The organism is Massilia psychrophila, assembly GCF_002760665.1.
Taxonomy (GTDB): domain Bacteria; phylum Pseudomonadota; class Gammaproteobacteria; order Burkholderiales; family Burkholderiaceae_D; genus JAFCUW01.
Window position 1 is genome coordinate 1 of the sequence record NZ_PDOB01000042.1, and the last position, 17,793, is coordinate 17,793.

A 17,793-nucleotide genomic window follows, 5' to 3' on the forward strand; every position below is an offset into this window, starting at 1 on the left:
CGACGCCGCGCGTGCCGACACCGGCCGCGCGGCGGGCGCCGAGGCTGGACGCGGCGCCGGCGCCACCGCCGCCGTGCCATTACCCGGGCGGAAAGCGAGCATGCGCAGCAACGTCATGGTGAAGCCGGCATATTCGTCCGGCGCCAGGCCGATCTCGTTACGGCCGTGCACCGCAATCTGGTAAAACAGCTGCACTTCCTGCGCATCGAAAGCGCCAGCGAGACGCAGGATGTCGGCCAGTTCCGGCAAATCTTCCGGCACCGCCGCCGGCACCGATTGCGCCAGCGCGATCCGGTGCAGCAAGGTGCCGAGGTCTTGCAGCGCGCCGTTGTAGGACAGGCTGCGGCTGGCCATCTCGTCGGCCACCGCCATCAGGTCGGCACCGTCTTGCGCCAGCAGTGCGTCGAGCAGGCGCACCAGGTACGACTGGTCGAGCGCGCCCAGCATGCCCTGCACCGCTTCGAGGGTGACTTCGCCGGCGGCGTAGGCGATGGCCTGGTCGGTCAGCGACAGCGCATCGCGCATCGAGCCGTGCGCGCCTTGCGCCAGCAGGCGCAGCGCCGGCTGCTCGAAGGCGACGCCCTCCTGGCCGAGGATATTGTCGAGGTGGCTGATGATATGCCCCGGCGGCATCTGCTTCAAATTAAACTGCAGGCAGCGCGACAGCACGGTGACCGGGATCTTTTGCGGGTCCGTCGTCGCCAGGATGAACTTGACGTGCGCCGGCGGCTCCTCGAGCGTCTTCAACATCGAATTGAAAGCGAAGTTGGTCAGCATGTGCACCTCGTCGATCATGTAGACCTTGAAACGCGCGTTCGACGGCGCGTACACCGCCTGGTCGAGCAGCTGGGCCATCTCGTCGACGCCGCGGTTCGACGCCGCGTCCATCTCTATATAGTCGACGAAGCGGCCGGCATCGATCGCGGTGCAAGCATCGCACACGCCGCAGGGCGCGGCGGTGATGCCGCCGGTGCCGTCCGGGCCGATGCAGTTGAGCGCCTTGGCCAAGATCCGCGACAGCGTGGTCTTGCCGACGCCGCGGGTACCGGTAAACAGGTAAGCGTGGTGCAGGCGGCCGGTTTGCAACGCGTGCGACAAGGCGCGCACCACGTGTTCCTGGCCGACCAGGGTTTCAAAGTTGCGGGGACGGTATTTGCGGGCGAGTACTTGATAGGACATGCTTGAATTTTACCGTAGATAGCGGACGCAGCGGGGAATCCCGCAGCCAAGACGGCGATTGTAACAAGTCGGACAGAGATCTGGCAGCGAACGGAGAATGCAGCGAAGAATCGATCTGCACGCGACGCCGTAGCAACGCGCTGAAGGGATAAGGATAAATTGAAAGAGGCGAGCCTGATCTGCGGCACTCATGGTTAATAGCCGTGGCTGCTTCGTTCCCGACCTGACCAGGTTAGCCATGCCACAATGCGCAGGGGCCCGCCAGCAGCCATTATAACCGAGCTGGCAGGATTGTGGAAACTCACAAAAACACCCCCGCAACTACGCGGTCAGATGCCGAGTTCTTGCCAGATGGTGTCGATGCGCGCTTTTACTTCCGGCGTCATGGCGATCGTCGTGCCCCACTCGCGATTGGTCTCGCCTGGCCACTTGTTGGTGGCGTCGATGCCCATTTTGCTGCCAAGGCCGCTGACTGGCGAGGCGAAGTCGAGGTAATCGATCGGCGTGTTGTCGACCAATAGCGTGTCGCGCATCGGATCGACCCGGGTAGTGATCGCCCAGATCACTTCCTTCCAGTTGCGGATATCGACGTCCTGGTCGACGACGATGATGAACTTGGTGTACATGAACTGGCGCAAAAAACTCCAGACGCCGAACATCACGCGCTTGGCATGGCCGGCGTACTGTTTCTTCATCTGCACCACCGCCATCCGGTAGCTGCACCCTTCCGGCGGCAGATAAAAATCGGTGATCTCGCTGAACTGCTTTTGCAGCAGCGGTATGAACACTTCGTTGAGGGCCACGCCAAGCACGGCCGGCTCGTCCGGCGGCTTGCCGGTGTACGTGGAGTGATAAATCGGATTGCGCCGCATCGTAATGCGCTCGATCGTAAACACCGGGAAGCTGTCCTGCTCGTTGTAATAGCCGGTATGGTCGCCGAACGGACCCTCGAGCGCGTGCTCGTAGCCGGACGGATGGTTGGGGTCGGCCAGGATATGCCCTTCCAGCACGATCTCGGCCGAGGCCGGCACACGTAACTCACTGCCGATCGCCTTGACCAGCACCGTGCGGCTGCCGCGCAAGAGGCCGGCGAACTGATATTCCGACAGGCTGTCCGGCACCGGCGTGACGGCGCCGAGAATGGTGGCGGGGTCGGCCCCCAGCACCACCGCGACCGGATACGGCTGGCCCTTGGTGGCGATCGCATGCTCGCGAAAGTCGAGCGCGCCGCCGCGGTGCGCCAGCCAGCGCATGATCACCTTGTTACGCCCGATCACCTGCTGGCGGTAGATGCCGAGGTTCTGGCGCTTCTTGTGCGGCCCCTTGGTCACCACCAGGCCCCAGGTAATCAAGGGCGCGGCGTCGCCCGGCCAACAGTGCTGGACCGGTAGCCGCGCCAGGTCGACATCCAGACCCTCCCAGACGATCTCCTGGCATTGGGCGCCGCGCACTTCCTTGGGCGACATGTCCCACACCGCCTTTACCAGCGAGCCCAGCCCCATCATGTCCTTGAAGCCTTTCGGCGGCTCCGGCTCCTTCAGGCGCGCCAGCACATGGCCGATCTTGCGCAGTTCGCCGACGTCGTTGGCCCCCATTCCCAGCGCCACCCGGCGCGGCGTGCCGAACAGGTTGCCCAGCACCGGCATCGTATGGCCGGTCGGATTGTCGAACAACAAGGCCGGACCGGCGGCGCGCAAGGTGCGGTCGCAGACCTCTGTCATCTCTAAATATGGCGAAACTGGCAAGGAAACGCGCTTTAACTCATCGATTTCTTGTAATTGAGAAATAAAATCACGCAAATCGGAATAGTTCATCGGTTTTTATTTTTTCTTCAAGACGTTTGAGGTTGTTGGAATCGCCACCTCAAGTGGTTGATTTCACAGGACTTTGCTGCAATGCAGTATAAAAAGTAAGATCTAAAAGTTATAAAGATCGCACGTGCTAGTATTGACTTGGTATAAGCCAGCTTTTACAATTTGCGAACTTGATGAGTTTGGCACGTCCGGTCATGGCCCAAGGTCGCGGCCCGAGACGATGATTTTAGCCTTTTTCATACATTCACGGGGTCGGGGCCCCACATGGCATTTTAAGGAGTGTTTTCAAAAGGCGTCTGCCTTATTCCCCGAAAAAAGTTGTTCAGCCACTGGTCCAATACCACAGGGAACGACCAGCTTTAGCGAGCAATGACGGCGTTTAATCGCGCGCAACAGCGGCGATAGACGATATTTCTGATGCACGGCATTCGATGTCCGATATGCGCTTTTTTGCGCCGTGGGACAGCTTTTACCGCGACAAAGGGGAATTCGATGATACATCGTTTCAACGGGGCGACAGCAAAGCGCGCCCAAACAATGGCCAGCCAGCCAGTTACGTGGTCTTCCGTAACAAAAACAGCGCGTGGTCTTGCCACCACTGCACAACATACCTTGACCGTACTTGGTCTTTCGGCAGTCGCCATCGCGCTGGTGCTGTATGCCCGTCCCGATGTCGCCCTGCAGGTTTCCGAACTGATTGCACCGGCACCGGCGGTCGTCGTGCAAGCTGGATCGGCGCCAGCACTGGCGTCGCTGATGGATGCACAAGCTGCGCCGTCCCCAGCGCTAGAGGCAAAACCGGCGCCAGCGTCGGCAACCATGACGGCCGATGAAAAGGCCATGCTGAGCAACAAGAAGCAGCAGCAGTTCGTCACCTCCTGGCTGTCTAAGCGTTATCGCGTGGCCGGCGACGCTGCCAACATGCTGGTGTCGACCGCTTACACGACGGCGCACGACATCAAGCTCGACCCCCTGCTGATCCTGGCAGTGATGGCGATCGAATCGGGCCTGAACCCGTTCGCCGAAAGCCCGGTCGGCGCCCAGGGGCTGATGCAAGTGATGTCGAAAATTCACCACGAAAAGTTCCAGAAGATGGGTGGCGTGCAGGCAGCGCTCAATCCCGTCGCCAACATCCGCGTCGGCGCACTGATCCTCAAGGATTACGTCACCCGCGGCGGCTCGGTCGAAGCGGGCCTGAAGACCTACGTCGGCGCCGCGGCCTTCGAAACCGATTCGGGCTACGGTTACAAGGTGCTCGCCGAGTATCGCCGGCTCAAGCAGGTCGCAACCGGCAAGCACGTGCCTACCGTCACGCCCACCGCCCCTGCCCAGCAGGTCGCCAAAATGGCGCCTGCCGCGCCGAAGGCCGAATCGGCTCCGGTCGGCGTCAATGAGGTGGTTGCCGGCTTGTAGTCGTACAGCGGCGCCCGCGCGCCGGACGCAAAAAAGCCACCGGCATCTGCGGTGGCTTTTTATTTGGTGACGCGTGCGTTGCGCTTCGCTTCGGTCGTCCTGGCGAACGCGGGTGTCGCAAAAGGTCGCTGAACTCTGGAGCCGTCGTTTTCGCGTGTGCGAGGACGACAAGCGCTTAAATTACCGCCGCGTATCTTTGGCCACTTCCTCGCCGCGCAACCTCGGCGCCAGCTTGTCCAGCACCCCGTTCACATACTTATGTCCATCGATGCCGCCGAACGATTTGGTCAGCTCGACCGCTTCGTTGATCACCACCCGGTAGGGAATCTCCAGGTTGTTCTTCAGCTCGTACGCGCCGATCAGCAGCACGCCATGTTCGATCGGCGACAGTTCGCGTACGCCGCGGTCGATCAGCGGCGCGAACGCTTCGCGCAGCGATACCGAATCCTTGATCGCGCCGTACAGCAAGGCGGCGAAGTGGTCGGCGTCGGCTTTTTCAAAGCCGTGCGCGGCGCGGATGTTGTTGACGACAGTGGTCGCGTCTTCATTATTGAGCAGCCATTGATACAGTCCTTGCAAGGCGAATTCGCGCGCCCGGTGGCGGGGCGTGCGGTTCTTGCTCGGGTTGGCGTGCGGGGTCTTGTCTGTCATGGTGTACTTACCTGGTGTGCTTGCTGGTGATTCGATACGGTTGCTAAGTTTGCTTAATCTTCGTCGGCCTGCAGCTCTTCGAGCGCGAGCAGCAGGTTGGCCATTTCGACGGCGCAGCGCGCCGCTTCCGCGCCCTTCTCGGCCATGCGTGCTTCAGCCTGCTCGTCGTTCTCGGTGGTCAACACCGCGTTGGCGATCGGCATGCCGTAGTCGAGGCCGATGCGGGTGATGCCGGCGCCTGACTCGTTCGAGACGAGCTCGAAATGGTAAGTCTCGCCGCGGATCACCGCGCCGAGCGCGACAAGCGCGTCGAACTGCTGGGTTTCCGCCATCTTCTGCAGCGCCAGCGGGATCTCGAGCGCGCCCGGCACGCTCACGTGCAGCACGTCCTCGTCGGCGACGCCCAGGTGCTTGAGTTCGGCCAGGCAGGACGACAGCAGCCCGTGCCCGACGTCGGCGTTAAAGCGCGCCTGGACGATGCCGATGCGCAGTCCGGCGCCGGTCAGATTGGTTTCATACGTTCCTACGGTCATGGCTGGCCTCCTGATGTTGTTTGGTAGTTTAGGTCAATACTGCGCTTCAGGCGCCCGGCTTGGCCAGGTAGCCGGTGACCTCGAGGTCGAAGCCGGTCATCGACGGCATCTTGCGCGGGCTCGCCAGCAACTGCATCTTGCCGACCCCGAGGTCCTTGAGGATCTGGGCGCCGATGCCGTAGGTGCGCAAGTCCATGCTGGCGGCGCGGCCCTGCGGCTTCATTAACGGCGCATCGAGCGCGGCGAACTGCGCGAACAGCTGCTCGGCCGACTCGCCGCAATTGAGCAGCACCATCACGCCGCGCTCCGATTCCTTGATCGCCTGCATCGCCGACGTCATCGTCCACGAGTGGGTGGTGGCGCGGCTCTCGAGCAGGTCGAGGATCGACACCGGCTCGTGCACGCGCACCAGCGATTCGAGGTTCGGCGCCAAATCGCCATGCACCATCGCCAGGTGGGCCGCGCCGCTCGGCTTGTCGCGGAAGGCAATCAGGCGAAATTCGCCGAACACGGTGTTCATCGGCCGTTCGGCGACGCGCTCGACCAGGCATTCGGTCTGTCCGCGGTAGTGGATCAGGTCGGCGATGGTGCCGATCTTGAGTTTGTGCTCTTTGGCAAATTCGAGCAGGTCCGGCAGGCGCGCCATGGTGCCGTCGTCGTTCATGATTTCGCAGATCACCGACGCCGGCGTCAGGCCGGCCATCTCGGTGAGGTCGCAGCCGGCTTCGGTATGGCCGGCGCGCATCAGCACGCCGCCCTTGACCGCCTTCAGCGGAAAGATGTGACCGGGCTGGACGATGTCGCTCGGCCTGGCACCCTTCGCCACCGCCACCTGCACCGTCTTGGCGCGGTCGGCCGCCGAGATGCCGGTCGTGACGCCTTCGGCCGCTTCGATCGAGACGGTAAAGTTGGTGCCGAACGAGGTGCCGTTACGCGACGTCATCATGCCGATGTCGAGCTGCTCGCAGCGCTCTTCGGTCAGGGTCAGGCAGATCAGCCCGCGCGCGTACCGGGCCATGAAATTAATTGCTTCGGGAGTAACGAAGTCGGCGGCAAGCACCAGATCCCCTTCGTTCTCGCGATCTTCTTCATCGACCAGGATGACCATGCGCCCCGCGCGCAATTCGGCAACGATTTCCTGGGTGCTGGAGATAGACATATGAGATTCCTCAAGGACGGGCGGACGGGCAGACAGTACGCAATCCGCTATTTTAAAGGATTTGGCGCCATCCGACCGGCTTTAGCCGCCAAAGCCCGGTCCGCCTGCCCGGATTTTTACGAGCCACGAGGAAATATTGCTGATAAACTATTTTAAATCTCCCTTTCAAGCCCGCCGCGGCCTTCCCGATGCTCAACCATTTGCAAAAAACGGTCTGCCTGGCAGCCCTCCTGATCGCCTGCACCACATCGGCGGCGGCCAAAATCAAGCTGTCCGACCCGATCCCGACAGGACCACAGGTAGTGATCGGCAAGCTGGAAAACGGCCTGACCTACTATATCCAACAGAACGGCAAGCCGGAAAAGAAGCTCGAACTGCGGCTGGTGGTCAAGGCCGGCTCGATCCTCGAGGACGACGACCAGCAGGGCCTGGCCCACTTCACCGAGCACATGGCCTTCAACGGCTCGACCCATTTCAAGAAGCACGAACTGGTCTCCTGGCTGCAGTCGATCGGCGTCAAGTTCGGCGCCGACCTGAACGCCTACACCAGCTTCGACGAAACCGTTTACATCTTGCCGATCCCGACCGACAAGAGCGGCAACGTCGAACAGGGCTTTTTGGTACTGAAAGACTGGGCCCACGGCTTGACGCTGACCGACGCCGACATCGACATGGAACGCGCCATCGTGCTGGAAGAAGCGCGCAACGCCAAGGGCGCGGGCGAACGCATCAACAAGATCGTGATGCCGAAGATGTACAACGGCTCGCGCTACGCGCAGCGCCTGCCGATCGGCCAGGAAGACATCCTCAGGACGTTTAAGCCAGACGCCCTGAGGCGCTTCTACCGCGACTGGTATCGCCCCGACCTGATGGCGGTGATCGTGGTCGGCGACATCGATCCGGCCAGGGCCGCGCAACTGGTCAAGGCCCACTTCGGCGGCCTGCGCAATCCGGTGCCGACGCGCGTGCGTCACGACAGCCCGATCCCGGTGCGCTCGAGCACGGAGGCGCTGGTCGCCACCGACCCTGAAGCGTCCGGCAACGCCGTGATGATCCGCTATCCGGTGCGCGCGGCGCGCGACAAGGCGACCTTTGCCGATTACCGCGACAAGCTGGTGCGCTCGCTGTTCGGCGCGATGATGGGCAACCGCCTGCAGGAACTGGCGCAGCAAGCCAAGCCCCCGTTCATCGCCGGCGCCAGCGGCCAGCAGCACCTCACTGCGCGCTATGAAACCTACTTTTCGATGGCGGCGCTTGGCAAGGACGGCGCCGAGCCGGCGATCGCCGCGCTGGTGCAGGAAAACGAGCGGGCCCGCCGGTTCGGATTCAGCGCCCAGGAACTCGAACGCGGCAAGAAAAACCTGATGCGCACGTTCGAGCGCTTGTACGGCGAACGCGAGAAAACCGACTCGGACGCCTATGTCGGCGAACTGATTCGCAATTTCCTCGAGCGCGAAAGCGTCCCCGGCATCGAGAACGAATACAACTATGCGCGCGAACTCATTCCCGCCATCTTGCTCGACGAAATGAACCGTTACGCACGCGAGAACATCCCCGTCGACACAGGCAAGCTGGTGTTGTACACCGGATCGACCAAGGCCGGAACCGCCGCGCCCTCAACTGAACAGCTGCTGGCGTGGGTGGACGCCGCCGCCAGGATCGAGCTGACCGCGCGCCAAGAAAAACCAATGGCGTCGGGCCTGATGGACACGCCGCCGGCAGCCGGCAGCATCGTCGCCGAATCGGCGAACAAGGCGCTCGGACTGACCACCTTGACGCTGTCGAACGGCGTCAAGGTGATCCTCAAGCCGACCGACTTCGCCAACGAACAAATTTACCTCGGCGCCTTACGCCCGGGCGGCATCACCCAGTTCGCGCAGCAGGACGTTGTCAACGCGCGCTATGCCAACGCAGTGGTCGCCGCCATGGGCATCAAGGACATGTCGCCGCTCGACGTGCAGAAGGTGATGGCCGGGAAAACGGCGGGGGTAACGACCGGATTCGGCCCGTATGTCGATTCGGTCGGCGGCTTTGCCGGCAGCACCGACATCGACAGCATGCTGCAGATGCTGTACCTCAAATTTACCAACGTGCGGCGCGACGAGGACTTGTTCACCTCCTTCCTCGGCAAGCAGGTCGAAGGCGCGCGCAACGTCATGGCGCAGCCGCAGGCGGTATTTGCCGACGCCGTCGTCACCGCGATGTACGGCGCCAGCCCGTGGCCACAGCGCCCGCCGCGCCCTGACGACTTCGCCAAACTGAACCTCGAGCGCGCCATCGCCCTCTACAAGGATCGCTTCACCAGCGCCAGCGGCATGACCTTCATCATGGTCGGCAATTTCGACGTCGCCAAAGTCAGGCCGCTGATCGCCACCTACCTGGCCAGCCTGCCGACGGCCAGCCTGCCGGTCAATGCCAACGACGTCGGCCTGCGGCCGGTGCGCGGCGTAATCGAAAAAGCGGTGTTCAGCGGCTTTGAGGCGAAGAGCCAGGTGGCGATCAACTTCACCGGCGACGCCGTCTATTCGAGGCAAGCGGCGCTGCGGCTTCGCGCCCTGGTCGACGTGATGAACATCCGCATCACCGACGTCCTGCGCGAAAAACTCACGCTGATCTACGGCGGCGGCATGGGAGGCTCGCTCGAGCGCGTCCCGTACGGCCACTACGCGATCGGCGCATCGCTGCCGACCGGGCCGGCGAATGTCGACAAGGTGATCGCCGCCGTCTTCGCCGAAATCGCGCTGATGAAAGAGCAAGGCCCGCTTGCGGCGGACCTGGACAAAGTCAAGCAGAACTGGATTCAAGTACACCGCCGGTCGCTGCGCGAGAACGGCTATTGGATGGACCAGCTGCAGGCGGCGGTGCTGGAGGAAACCGATCCGGCCGTGATATTGACCTACGAGCAGCGCGTCGCGGCCATCACCGCGCAAGAGGTGCGCGATGCGGCGCGGCGCTACTTCGACCTGGACAATTATGTGCAGGTGGTGCTGTACCCGGAAAAGAAATAAGCGCGATTACCGGCATTACCATCATCTGCGTCGTCGTTGCGAATGCGGCGACCCATACTGAGCATATTCCGCCAATGTGGCGTGTTCAGCCACGCCGGCGGACACTCGACGGACGGACTGACCCAGCAATTTAAAACAGGGCAATCCGGCCCGGGGCAATCCAGCCGGGGGCAATCCGCTATTTTCACGAGAAGCTCGGCTATTTCTCACGCCATCTCGCGCTGTCGACAAGTATCATGTGCGGTACGGTCAAGGCAGCCAGTCCGACAAACAGGAACTGCATGATCCGGGCCTCCAGCGCCAGGGTGTCATGCCAGAACACGGCGCAAAAAAATGCGGCGAGGCAGGCTAGCGTTGGCCAAACCGCTGCACGCGCCATCAGGTGTCCAGGCGGCTCGCCGGCCCGGCCGGCAGTGCGCAGGATGTGCCGCGCACTATGCATCCCACAGAAAAAAACCGCAAAGGCCAGCAGCGGATCAGCCATGACAGCCAGCGCACCCGTGCAGGCCAATGTCAGGCTTTCGGGCCAATCCGATCGTGCCGCATGCAGGACTGCGAGCATGGTCGCAATCAGCCAGGCCCAGGCAATGCCGTGCAATGGACGCACGATGTTTGCAGCGACATCATCGGCGACCAAATAGGCAAGCAGGACGCGCACTTCGTCTGCATGCAGAAGTGTCGGCAGCACGATCACGGCGCCACCGTAGACCACGCGGAAAGCCAACGGCAGGGCGGGTGCGGGATCCCCGGAAAAATGAACCATAGAGATGAGTAGGAAAAATGGCAGGAAAATCGCCGGTGCCAGCTGCCACAGAACAATCACCAGTCCCGCCGCGACAAGATAAGCCGCCAGGAACACCAGCCATTGCCGTGCCGTATCGACGCCATGGAGTTTTTTTGCAAAGACCGTATCGAGCGATCCGTGGGGTATGCCCAGCAAGAACATCAGCGTTGCAATCATGTAGATTTCGACCGTGCGGTCAAGCGCACCAAAAAACGGCGCCAGCACGATACAGGGCAGCGAAATTGCGCAGTACGCCAGGCACTGCACGCGCAACGAACGCTCGATTTTTCCGTTACGCAAGGCCGTCATCGGATCACCAGCAGCGAGCGTACGCGTTGCATCACAATGCCGACCGCATGCGCACTGGTATCGTTGCCGGTGATGCTATTCACAGCTGGCTACCCAGCGCATCTGCAAGCTCGGACAGCAGTGCGCCGGAGCCGAGCGGCAGGCGCTGCGCGCAGCGGGCGGCATGCGAAAGGTGATGGCGCGCCAGCGCGATGCCGCGTGCGGTGGCGTCGGTGCCGTCGTTTGCCGCCGCAATCACCAGGAAGGCATTTATCGACGGCGCGCCCGCGGCGTTGGCGTCTTTGATCCGGTCCTCCAGGTCGTCGACGATCTGGTAGCCGACCGCAAAATGCTCAGCCGACTCGCGCGCCACGGCGGCCCAGTGCCGGTGACCGGATCCGATCATTGCGAGCTCCAGCGGAAGGCTCAGCAAAGCGCCCGATTTGCCGACGACGATGCGCTCATACGTGTCGACATCATCGAGGTAGCGCGAGCGCGGCAGGATGTCCGCGCATTGCCCGCGGACCGCCGCGGCCGTGCGCAGATGCACCAGCCGCAGCATCTCCGGCAGCAATGCGCTCTGGCTGAACCCCGCGATTGCCGCGTAGGCGGCTGAAAGCAGCAGGTCCCCGGTGCAGATCGCAACGTCGTCGCCAAAAATTTTCCATACCGCGTCGCGGCCGCGCCGGGTCGGGTCGCGGTCCTGAAGGTCGTCATGGATCAACGAAGCGTTGTGGAGCAGTTCGCAGGCAGCCGCGATTGCGACGGCATCCCTGGCGGCCATGCCAAGGCGGCACGCAGCATCGAGCGCAAGCCGCGCCCGGACGCGCCTGCCGCCTGCATTGAGATGATGGAACGCGGCAGCCGCGGGGCCGTGCGGCAGGCGGAGTGATGAATCATCCTGCAGCTGGGTCAGATCGAAACACAATTTTTCTACTGCACCCAGCGAATCGGCAACGGTCCAGCCGGACGACGCAAGTGAAACAGGCAGGCGAGCATACATGGTTTTACCCGTAACGAATGTCAGGATACCGGACGAGCTTGCCGATACACGGGTCGGCAGGCTCACTACCTCGTTAGCTGGAGCACATAGCGGGGCGGCCCAAGATCCCGCGCTGGGCGCACGTGCGCTGCCGCTGCCAAGTACCAGGCGTGATGCCCTTCAAGCCCGGACTTGTACGTGCAAGTCCGAGGCAATATCGACTTCGGACTTGCGCGCTGCGATCAGGAAGATCAGGACGCCAAAGCCGGCTTTCGCGACGATGTCGGCGACGGTGTAGCCGACCTGCACTGCCGTGTTCGCGGTCCCGCCCGTCATTCCGATCATGGGAAACACGAACACCACTGGGTAGAAGCACCATGAAAGGATGGTGACCCAGCGCGCGCTGCTGATCAGGCCGCGTGCCGCGGCCGGTTGTGAACTGATCGAACCCTGCAAGCCGATGAACAGGTCATAGACAATGATGACGAAGGGGATCATTGCCAGGCCCCACCAAAACCAGCGCGTGCCGCCATCGCTGGACATTTCGCCCGGATACCCGAGCACGACCATCAATGCGGCCAGAAAGCCGAGCTTGGTCGCCTTGGCGACGGTTTCACGGCGCGGCAAGTGCATCACAAGAATGAGCTCGATCAGCAGCAACGGCACGGTCAGCAGCCAGTCGACGTAGCGATAGGCATCGTTGAACTTGATGCCGGTTACCGTGATCTGATTGCCGGTCACGGTGAAAGCGGCTTCCCAGGAATTAAAGATGCGCAGGTAATGATAGGCGGCGATCAGCGTTACCAGTCCGGTAATGGTCAGCGCGGTGCGGTAGGCCGGTGCAACTTGGGATCGGCCGAGAAAGAAAAAGACCGTTGCCGCCCCCATGACAGCAATGGCAAAGGAAAACGCGTTGTATACGAGTTCATATTGACCAACGGTAATGGCTTCCACGAGTTCATCTCCTAATTTTTGCGATTAACTTTGATTGCTGGTCGGGCGTATCGGTTTGATGGCGATACGTTCGACGGCGAGTTAACAGCGTCAGTCGTGGAGGTTATCTGTCGTCTTTTTCGGCCGTTTTCCGCCGCGCTTCAGCCTCGGCGATGAACTGCACGATCGCCTGCGTGTAGCGCAGATCTGGCGTTGAATTGCCCTGAACCGCATCCCGGACGAACTGCACTGCCATTAATGATCCCATCAACGCCGGATTTTCTTCCAATTGCAGCATTGCAACGGAAAACTCGCCGGGATCGATGCGTTCTTCAAGTAGGACTGCCAGTTTAGTGACAATCTCAAGTGTGGCATCAGACTTCAAAATCACCTCGCAGAAATAACTCTGTCCAATAATGGACGAATATCTAAAGCTATAGTTGCACGTGCCCTGAAAATAAGAGAGCGGACCGTGTTAAGTGGAATGCCGAGATGCTCGGCAATTTCCGTATAGCTAAACTGTTCTATCTCGCGCATCGTAATCGATGTGCGCATTTGCGGCGACATGCTGTCGATGGACTGCTTGATCGCCTTGACCAGCTGCACGTTGGAGAGGTCTTCTTCGGGACTCGGTGCATAGGTCCTGCAGGAAACACCGCTCCAGTGCTCCTCCGCATCGTCTGCCAAGATGTCGAGTGGCACGCCATTGTCGGCAAGCTGATGACCATCGCGATGATAGGAGCGCGCGATATTGCGGGCGATTGCATACAGCCAGGTCGAGAAGGCACTTTCGAAGCGGAAACTGCCGAGCGCGTGATAAGCGCTCAGAAACGTTTCCTGAGTTAATTCTTCGGTAACCGAGTTGTTGTGCACGCTCCAATTGATCAACGAGGCAACCCTGCGCTGATATTTTGTCACTAACACTTCGAACGCGCGCATGTCGTCTTCGTTAAAACGCCGGATCAGCATGAAATCAACGGACACGGCCTGAGCGTCAGCTTGTTGCGACAGTGGCGTATCGGTCACAGCGCACGCCGTTTTCGATGTGCGCGCCGACTGAATTTTTTTGACCATGCGCATTCTAGCTCTCTGCAAATATTGCATCAGGCCAACCCGGCCAGGGTTCCACAATCATTGGCGGCTGCGACGAATGAAGCCCCAATCAAGACACTTTACCGCCGGCGTCCAACCATTCCATCCAGCAAACTTAGGACTGGGAAAATAATATCAGAAAGGAATCAGTTTAGTGACAGGCGAACAGAAGATCGGAAAAATAGTTTAGTGGCCCCCCAAGCCGGCGGCAAGAAAGAAAATGATTGACCTGCGACGAGCAATAAGTCATGTCGTCATACACAAGTCCGCCGCCCCACCCCGCCTGACCGAAAAAATCGGGACTTGTACACTCTGGCCAGATTGCGCTTACTCCCTGAATGTGGGTGACGCATTGGCCAAGGTAACGCAGGGTTGGACGAAGCAAGCATTTGCTGCACTGGATCTTGGCGATGCTCGCCTCAACAGGCGAGCGAGAACATTGGTGGAACGATTTGCGGCGAAACTGACGGCGAGCATCCCGCAGGCCTGCGACAGCTGGAGTAAAACGTGCGCGGCCTGCCGTTTCCTTGGCAACGATGAGGTGTCGTCGGAGGGCATTCTGGCCCCGTACCAGGAGCGCACCCAGGAGCGCGTGAAATGCGCGATGCCGACCAAGCCGCCGAGCCACGGTCGATGTCAATGCCGGCCGCGTCGGCTGCATGACTGGCGTGATGTTGTGAGACACTGTTGCCTGAATAGTTAGCCAATGCCGGCTGTGGAATCGCCGTCAGTCGACCCCCTCACTTCGTCCGCGCTAACAGGAACGACAAGAACAGGTGCAGCAGAAGCACGCCGGACAACAGAGGGTACGTGGCGACCGGCAAGCTGCTCGACGAGGAAGCGGCCCGGTACGTACGCCGCTACCCACGGTAAGTGGCCTTCGCCGCGGCTGGCTCTTCGGCCGCGCCGACCCGAACCATGATGTTGTCCTGTACGCGCAAGCCATGAGCCGCAAGATTAAAATGAACATGACGATGGCGTTGGCGCGCGAAGCGGTGAAATCCCCGCCAACAGTTGAATAAAAAAGGTGACTTTCGTCGTCTCGTGCGGCGCACCGGTACGGCGTCATCGAAATTCAACGCACTTGAAAAGACGCCGGGCGGCAGTGCGGCAAACTACCTTGCACCGGCCTTTTGCACCGACAGCATGCGCTCGACATAGCGCGCGATCAGGTCGATTTCGAGGTTGACGAAGTTGCCGGCGCGCAGGTGCTTGAGGGTGGTGGCGAACATCGTGTGGGGAATCAGGTTGATCGAGAACCGGCACACAGGGACAGGGACGGCGCCATCGTCCCTGTCGTCGACCCGGTTGACCGTCAGCGACACGCCGTTCACCACCACCGAGCCCTTGAAGGCGAGGAATCTGGCCAGTTCGCGCGGGGCGTCGATCACCAGCTCCCATGATTCGCCGACCGCCTCGAAACGGTGCACCGTGCCCAGCCCATCGACGTGGCCAGACACCAGGTGGCCGCCCAGGCGCTCGGCCAGGGTCAGCGCTTTTTCGAGATTGACTTCGCCGATGCTGTCCAGGCCCGCCGTGCAGTTGAGGCTTTCGCGCGAGACGTCGACGCAAAAGTTGGTCGCGGTCTTTTCGACGACGGTCATGCAGGCGCCGTTGATGGCGATCGAGTCGCCCAGCGCGACGTCGGCCAGCGACAGCGCGCCGGCATCGATGTCCAGGCGCACGCCGGCGTCCAGCCCGCCTTCGAGCGGCTTGACGCCGGCGATTTTTCCAACGGCAGCGACGATTCCAGTAAACATGCGTGCTTTCTAACTAAAATGAATGAATGAATCGTGCAAGGATACGCAAATCTTCGCCGACCTGCTTGACCGAGTGGAATGCAAGGCGCTGGCGCTGCTCCAGCGAGGTCAAAGGCCCGAGCGCGAACATCCCCTGCGCCTCGCCGATCAGGCTCGGCGCCAGGTACACCAGCAGCTCGTCGACGCAGCCTTCGCGGATCAGCGAACCATTGAGCTTCGCGCCGGCCTCGACGTGCACCTCGTTGATCGCGCGCCGGCCCAGTTCGCGCATCAACGCCGCCAGGTCGACCTTGCCGGCCGCGTTCGGCAAATTGAGCACGTCGTGGCCGGCCGCGCGCAAGGCCGCCGCCTTGGACGCATTGTGTGCATGTTCGCCAGCGGCGACGATCCAGCTTGGGCTGCCTGCCAGCACCTTCGCGTCAAGGTCGATGTCGAGATTACTGTCGACAATCACGCGGCGCGGCTGGCGGCCGGTTGCCACCGCCCGCACGTTCAACTGCGGGTCGTCCGCCTTGACGGTGCCGATGCCGGTCAGGATGACGCAGGCGCGCGCGCGCCATGCATGGCCGTCGGCGCGCGCCTGCGGCCCCGTGATCCACTGGCTGTGGCCATTGTAGAGTGCCGTCATGCCGTCGAGGCTGGCCGCCGATTTCAGGCGCACCCACGGCAGGCCGCGCCGCATGCGCGAGAAAAATCCGATGTTCATCTCGTACGCCGCGTCGGCCATGACGCCGCAAGCGACGTCGATGCCGGCTTGCGCCAGCTTCGCCAGGCCCTGGCCGGCCACCAGCGGGTTCGGGTCTTCCATCGCGGCGACCACCCTGCCCAGGCCCGCGCGCACCAGCGCGTCCGAGCACGGCGGCGTGCGGCCGTGGTGGTTGCATGGCTCGAGCGTGACGTAGGCGGTGGCCCCGCGCACGTCGTTGCCGCGTTCGCTGGCGTCACGCAGCGCTTCGATCTCGGCATGGGCCTGGCCGGCTGGCTGGGTGTGGCCGGCGCCGATGACGACGTTGCCCTTCACGATCACGCAGCCGATGCGCGGATTCGGCGCGGTCGTATACATGCCTTTGGCCGCCCATTCGAGCGCGAGTAGCATGCCATCGGTGTCGTTCAGTATCTGCAAGCTTGCCTTGTCTATGGTTGGTCGTCGCTTACGCGTCAGGGCCGGTACAACTGGCGCCATCGCGCGCCGGGTCGCACAAGCGGGCGCGGCCCAGCATATTGATCTTGATGCGGCGGATTTGATTGTCCTGCACCAGCGACAGCGTACCGAAGCGCGCGGCCTGGCTGCTGGTGTCGGAGCAACTGCGCCCCATACTATTATAAGCAAGATAGGACGCGCCCTGTTGATTGGAAAATGCGGCCTTCACCGTGATGCCCTTGGCCGGCGCGCCATAACGCATGATGACTTCCTCACCAAAGCCCGGCCGGCGATCGCCGTCCCGGTCGACGAACACTACCCAGCCGCCGCTCCAGTCGCGCCCCGCAGCGTCAAGCGGGACCAGCTGCACGCGGCGCCCGCGCGCGATTGCCTGGGTGCGCGTCAGGTCGATCGCGCCGAACAGGTCGTTGGTGGCCGCCTTCAGCTGCTGGGCGCGGATCATTTGCCGGTAGTCGGGCAGCGCGACGCCGGCCATCACCACCACGATGGCCAGCACGACCAGCAGTTCGGCCAGTGAGAAGCCGCCTTTGGCACCCTTGTCGCTTTCTTTCCGCCTCTCTCCGCACACCGCGCTCATGGCCAGCACCGGTCAAACGGGCCGCTGGCCTTGCGTTCGCCGGCGCTGTCGAGGGTCAGCGTTTCGCAGTCGGCATCTTTGAAGCCGGCATCGACCTTGCCGGTGCCCGGTACGGCTTGTACCTCGACGCACTGCGCCAGGCTCTGCCCCGGGCAGGCGCGGGCGCGCAGCTCGTAGGCGCTAAGCTGGGCCGATGTGCCGGACCACCATTTGAATCGTTTCTCTTCAAGGTCGAGCGAGCTGGAGTCGAACGCGATGTAGGTGTTGTGGCTGGTATAAAAACGCTCCTGCTGCCCGATCGCTTCGATCAGCGCGATCTGGCCTTCGGTGCGGCGTGTCTTGGTGATGTAGCCGGCATAGGTCGGATAGGAAACCATAGTCAATATCGCCAGGATCGCCAGCACCATCAGCACTTCGACCAGGGTAAATCCGGGCCAGTATGTGAGTACGCGCTTCAT

The 17,793-nt window shown here is 61.8% G+C and carries 18 protein-coding genes and 1 other RNA gene; 4 read left to right on the forward strand and 15 right to left on the reverse strand.

Features of this window, described 5'->3' with window-relative positions:
• The 3 genes from dnaX to ubiD form a co-directional block, all read right to left on the reverse strand.
• The coding region (gene dnaX, locus CR103_RS19010; RefSeq protein ID WP_099917505.1) for a DNA polymerase III subunit gamma/tau at positions 1–1,179 on the reverse strand (1,179 nt) is incomplete at its 3' end.
• A gap of 164 nt (positions 1,180–1,343) precedes the next feature.
• Positions 1,344–1,442, reverse strand: an RNA gene (gene ffs, locus CR103_RS19015) — signal recognition particle sRNA small type.
• 66 nt (positions 1,443–1,508) lie between these two features.
• Complete coding sequence (ubiD, locus tag CR103_RS19020; protein ID WP_099917506.1) at positions 1,509–2,993, reverse strand: 4-hydroxy-3-polyprenylbenzoate decarboxylase; 1,485 nt, start codon at positions 2,991–2,993, stop codon at positions 1,509–1,511.
• A gap of 537 nt (positions 2,994–3,530) precedes the next feature.
• On the opposite strand from ubiD, the gene CR103_RS19025 reads away from it, so the two are divergent.
• Positions 3,531–4,406, forward strand: a complete 876-nt coding sequence (locus CR103_RS19025; RefSeq protein ID WP_229443650.1) for a lytic transglycosylase domain-containing protein — start codon at positions 3,531–3,533, stop codon at positions 4,404–4,406.
• A 180-nt stretch (positions 4,407–4,586) separates the two neighbouring features.
• Here the strand turns inward: CR103_RS19025 and nusB are convergent, their stop codons facing one another.
• Genes nusB through ribBA form a run of 3 tightly spaced genes read right to left on the reverse strand, consistent with a single transcriptional unit; the run spans position 4,587 to position 6,749 of the window.
• Complete coding sequence (nusB, locus tag CR103_RS19030; RefSeq protein WP_099917508.1) at positions 4,587–5,057, reverse strand: transcription antitermination factor NusB; 471 nt, start codon at positions 5,055–5,057, stop codon at positions 4,587–4,589.
• A gap of 53 nt (positions 5,058–5,110) precedes the next feature.
• Positions 5,111–5,590 (reverse strand): 6,7-dimethyl-8-ribityllumazine synthase, encoded by a 480-nt coding sequence (gene ribH / locus CR103_RS19035; RefSeq protein WP_099917509.1) that lies wholly within the window; start codon positions 5,588–5,590, stop codon positions 5,111–5,113.
• A 46-nt stretch (positions 5,591–5,636) separates the two neighbouring features.
• A complete protein-coding gene (gene ribBA / locus CR103_RS19040) occupies positions 5,637–6,749 on the reverse strand; it encodes a bifunctional 3,4-dihydroxy-2-butanone-4-phosphate synthase/GTP cyclohydrolase II (protein WP_099917510.1) in 1,113 nt (370 codons plus the stop codon).
• Between the two features lie 188 nt (positions 6,750–6,937).
• Between ribBA and CR103_RS19045 the strand changes: the two genes are divergently transcribed.
• Positions 6,938–9,757, forward strand: coding sequence for a M16 family metallopeptidase (locus CR103_RS19045; RefSeq protein WP_099917511.1), 2,820 nt, complete (start codon positions 6,938–6,940; stop codon positions 9,755–9,757).
• A 199-nt stretch (positions 9,758–9,956) separates the two neighbouring features.
• On the opposite strand, the gene CR103_RS19050 is transcribed toward CR103_RS19045, so the two are convergent.
• From CR103_RS19050 to CR103_RS19070, 5 genes are all read right to left on the reverse strand, one after another.
• Positions 9,957–10,850 (reverse strand): Brp/Blh family beta-carotene 15,15'-dioxygenase, encoded by an 894-nt coding sequence (locus tag CR103_RS19050; RefSeq protein ID WP_099917512.1) that lies wholly within the window; start codon positions 10,848–10,850, stop codon positions 9,957–9,959.
• Between the two features lie 79 nt (positions 10,851–10,929).
• The gene (locus CR103_RS19055; protein WP_099917513.1) at positions 10,930–11,832 is read right to left on the reverse strand and encodes a polyprenyl synthetase family protein; all 903 of its coding nucleotides are present in this window, start codon (positions 11,830–11,832) and stop codon (positions 10,930–10,932) included.
• Positions 11,833–11,991: 159 nt separating this feature from the next.
• Entirely contained in the window at positions 11,992–12,765 is a 774-nt protein-coding gene (locus CR103_RS19060) for a bacteriorhodopsin-like (RefSeq protein WP_099917514.1), read from the reverse strand.
• Between the two features lie 103 nt (positions 12,766–12,868).
• Positions 12,869–13,129, reverse strand: coding sequence for a hypothetical protein (locus CR103_RS19065; protein WP_099917515.1), 261 nt, complete (start codon positions 13,127–13,129; stop codon positions 12,869–12,871).
• A gap of 2 nt (positions 13,130–13,131) precedes the next feature.
• Entirely contained in the window at positions 13,132–13,824 is a 693-nt protein-coding gene (locus tag CR103_RS19070) for a sigma-70 family RNA polymerase sigma factor (protein WP_229443639.1), read from the reverse strand.
• Between the two features lie 232 nt (positions 13,825–14,056).
• Between CR103_RS19070 and CR103_RS19075 the strand changes: the two genes are divergently transcribed.
• Positions 14,057–14,539 carry an IS4/Tn5 family transposase DNA-binding protein gene (locus CR103_RS19075; protein ID WP_099917516.1) on the forward strand — a complete coding sequence of 161 codons (483 nt, stop codon included), beginning with the start codon at positions 14,057–14,059 and terminating at the stop codon, positions 14,537–14,539.
• Between the two features lie 73 nt (positions 14,540–14,612).
• Positions 14,613–14,858, forward strand: coding sequence for a hypothetical protein (locus tag CR103_RS22870; RefSeq protein ID WP_180279463.1), 246 nt, complete (start codon positions 14,613–14,615; stop codon positions 14,856–14,858).
• Between the two features lie 93 nt (positions 14,859–14,951).
• Here the strand turns inward: CR103_RS22870 and CR103_RS19080 are convergent, their stop codons facing one another.
• Genes CR103_RS19080 through CR103_RS19095 form a run of 4 tightly spaced genes read right to left on the reverse strand, consistent with a single transcriptional unit; the run spans position 14,952 to position 17,793 of the window.
• On the reverse strand, positions 14,952–15,596 hold the full coding sequence (locus CR103_RS19080; protein ID WP_099917517.1) for a riboflavin synthase: 645 nt from the start codon (positions 15,594–15,596) through the stop codon (positions 14,952–14,954).
• Positions 15,597–15,609: 13 nt separating this feature from the next.
• The gene (ribD, locus tag CR103_RS19085; RefSeq protein WP_099917518.1) at positions 15,610–16,719 is read right to left on the reverse strand and encodes a bifunctional diaminohydroxyphosphoribosylaminopyrimidine deaminase/5-amino-6-(5-phosphoribosylamino)uracil reductase RibD; all 1,110 of its coding nucleotides are present in this window, start codon (positions 16,717–16,719) and stop codon (positions 15,610–15,612) included.
• Between the two features lie 28 nt (positions 16,720–16,747).
• The gene (locus CR103_RS19090; RefSeq protein ID WP_099917519.1) at positions 16,748–17,335 is read right to left on the reverse strand and encodes a GspH/FimT family pseudopilin; all 588 of its coding nucleotides are present in this window, start codon (positions 17,333–17,335) and stop codon (positions 16,748–16,750) included.
• A complete protein-coding gene (locus CR103_RS19095) occupies positions 17,332–17,793 on the reverse strand; it encodes a type IV pilin protein (RefSeq protein ID WP_099917520.1) in 462 nt (153 codons plus the stop codon). The genes CR103_RS19090 and CR103_RS19095 overlap by 4 nt, the downstream gene beginning before the upstream one ends.

Excerpts from the sequence above, each read along its gene's own strand:
- ubiD (WP_099917506.1), bottom strand. The coding sequence starts at position 2,993 with ATGAACTATTCCGATTTGCGTGATTTTATTTCTCAATTACAAGAAATC.
- CR103_RS19025 (WP_229443650.1), top strand. The coding sequence starts at position 3,531 with ATGGCCAGCCAGCCAGTTACGTGGTCTTCCGTAACAAAAACAGCGCGT.
- nusB (WP_099917508.1), bottom strand. The coding sequence starts at position 5,057 with ATGACAGACAAGACCCCGCACGCCAACCCGAGCAAGAACCGCACGCCC.
- ribH (WP_099917509.1), bottom strand. The coding sequence starts at position 5,590 with ATGACCGTAGGAACGTATGAAACCAATCTGACCGGCGCCGGACTGCGC.
- ribBA (WP_099917510.1), bottom strand. The coding sequence starts at position 6,749 with ATGTCTATCTCCAGCACCCAGGAAATCGTTGCCGAATTGCGCGCGGGG.
- CR103_RS19045 (WP_099917511.1), top strand. The coding sequence starts at position 6,938 with ATGCTCAACCATTTGCAAAAAACGGTCTGCCTGGCAGCCCTCCTGATC.
- CR103_RS19050 (WP_099917512.1), bottom strand. The coding sequence starts at position 10,850 with ATGACGGCCTTGCGTAACGGAAAAATCGAGCGTTCGTTGCGCGTGCAG.
- CR103_RS19055 (WP_099917513.1), bottom strand. The coding sequence starts at position 11,832 with ATGTATGCTCGCCTGCCTGTTTCACTTGCGTCGTCCGGCTGGACCGTT.
- CR103_RS19070 (WP_229443639.1), bottom strand. The coding sequence starts at position 13,824 with ATGCGCATGGTCAAAAAAATTCAGTCGGCGCGCACATCGAAAACGGCG.
- CR103_RS19075 (WP_099917516.1), top strand. The coding sequence starts at position 14,057 with ATGATTGACCTGCGACGAGCAATAAGTCATGTCGTCATACACAAGTCC.
- CR103_RS19080 (WP_099917517.1), bottom strand. The coding sequence starts at position 15,596 with ATGTTTACTGGAATCGTCGCTGCCGTTGGAAAAATCGCCGGCGTCAAG.
- CR103_RS19090 (WP_099917519.1), bottom strand. The coding sequence starts at position 17,335 with ATGAGCGCGGTGTGCGGAGAGAGGCGGAAAGAAAGCGACAAGGGTGCC.
- CR103_RS19095 (WP_099917520.1), bottom strand. The coding sequence starts at position 17,793 with ATGAAGCGCGTACTCACATACTGGCCCGGATTTACCCTGGTCGAAGTG.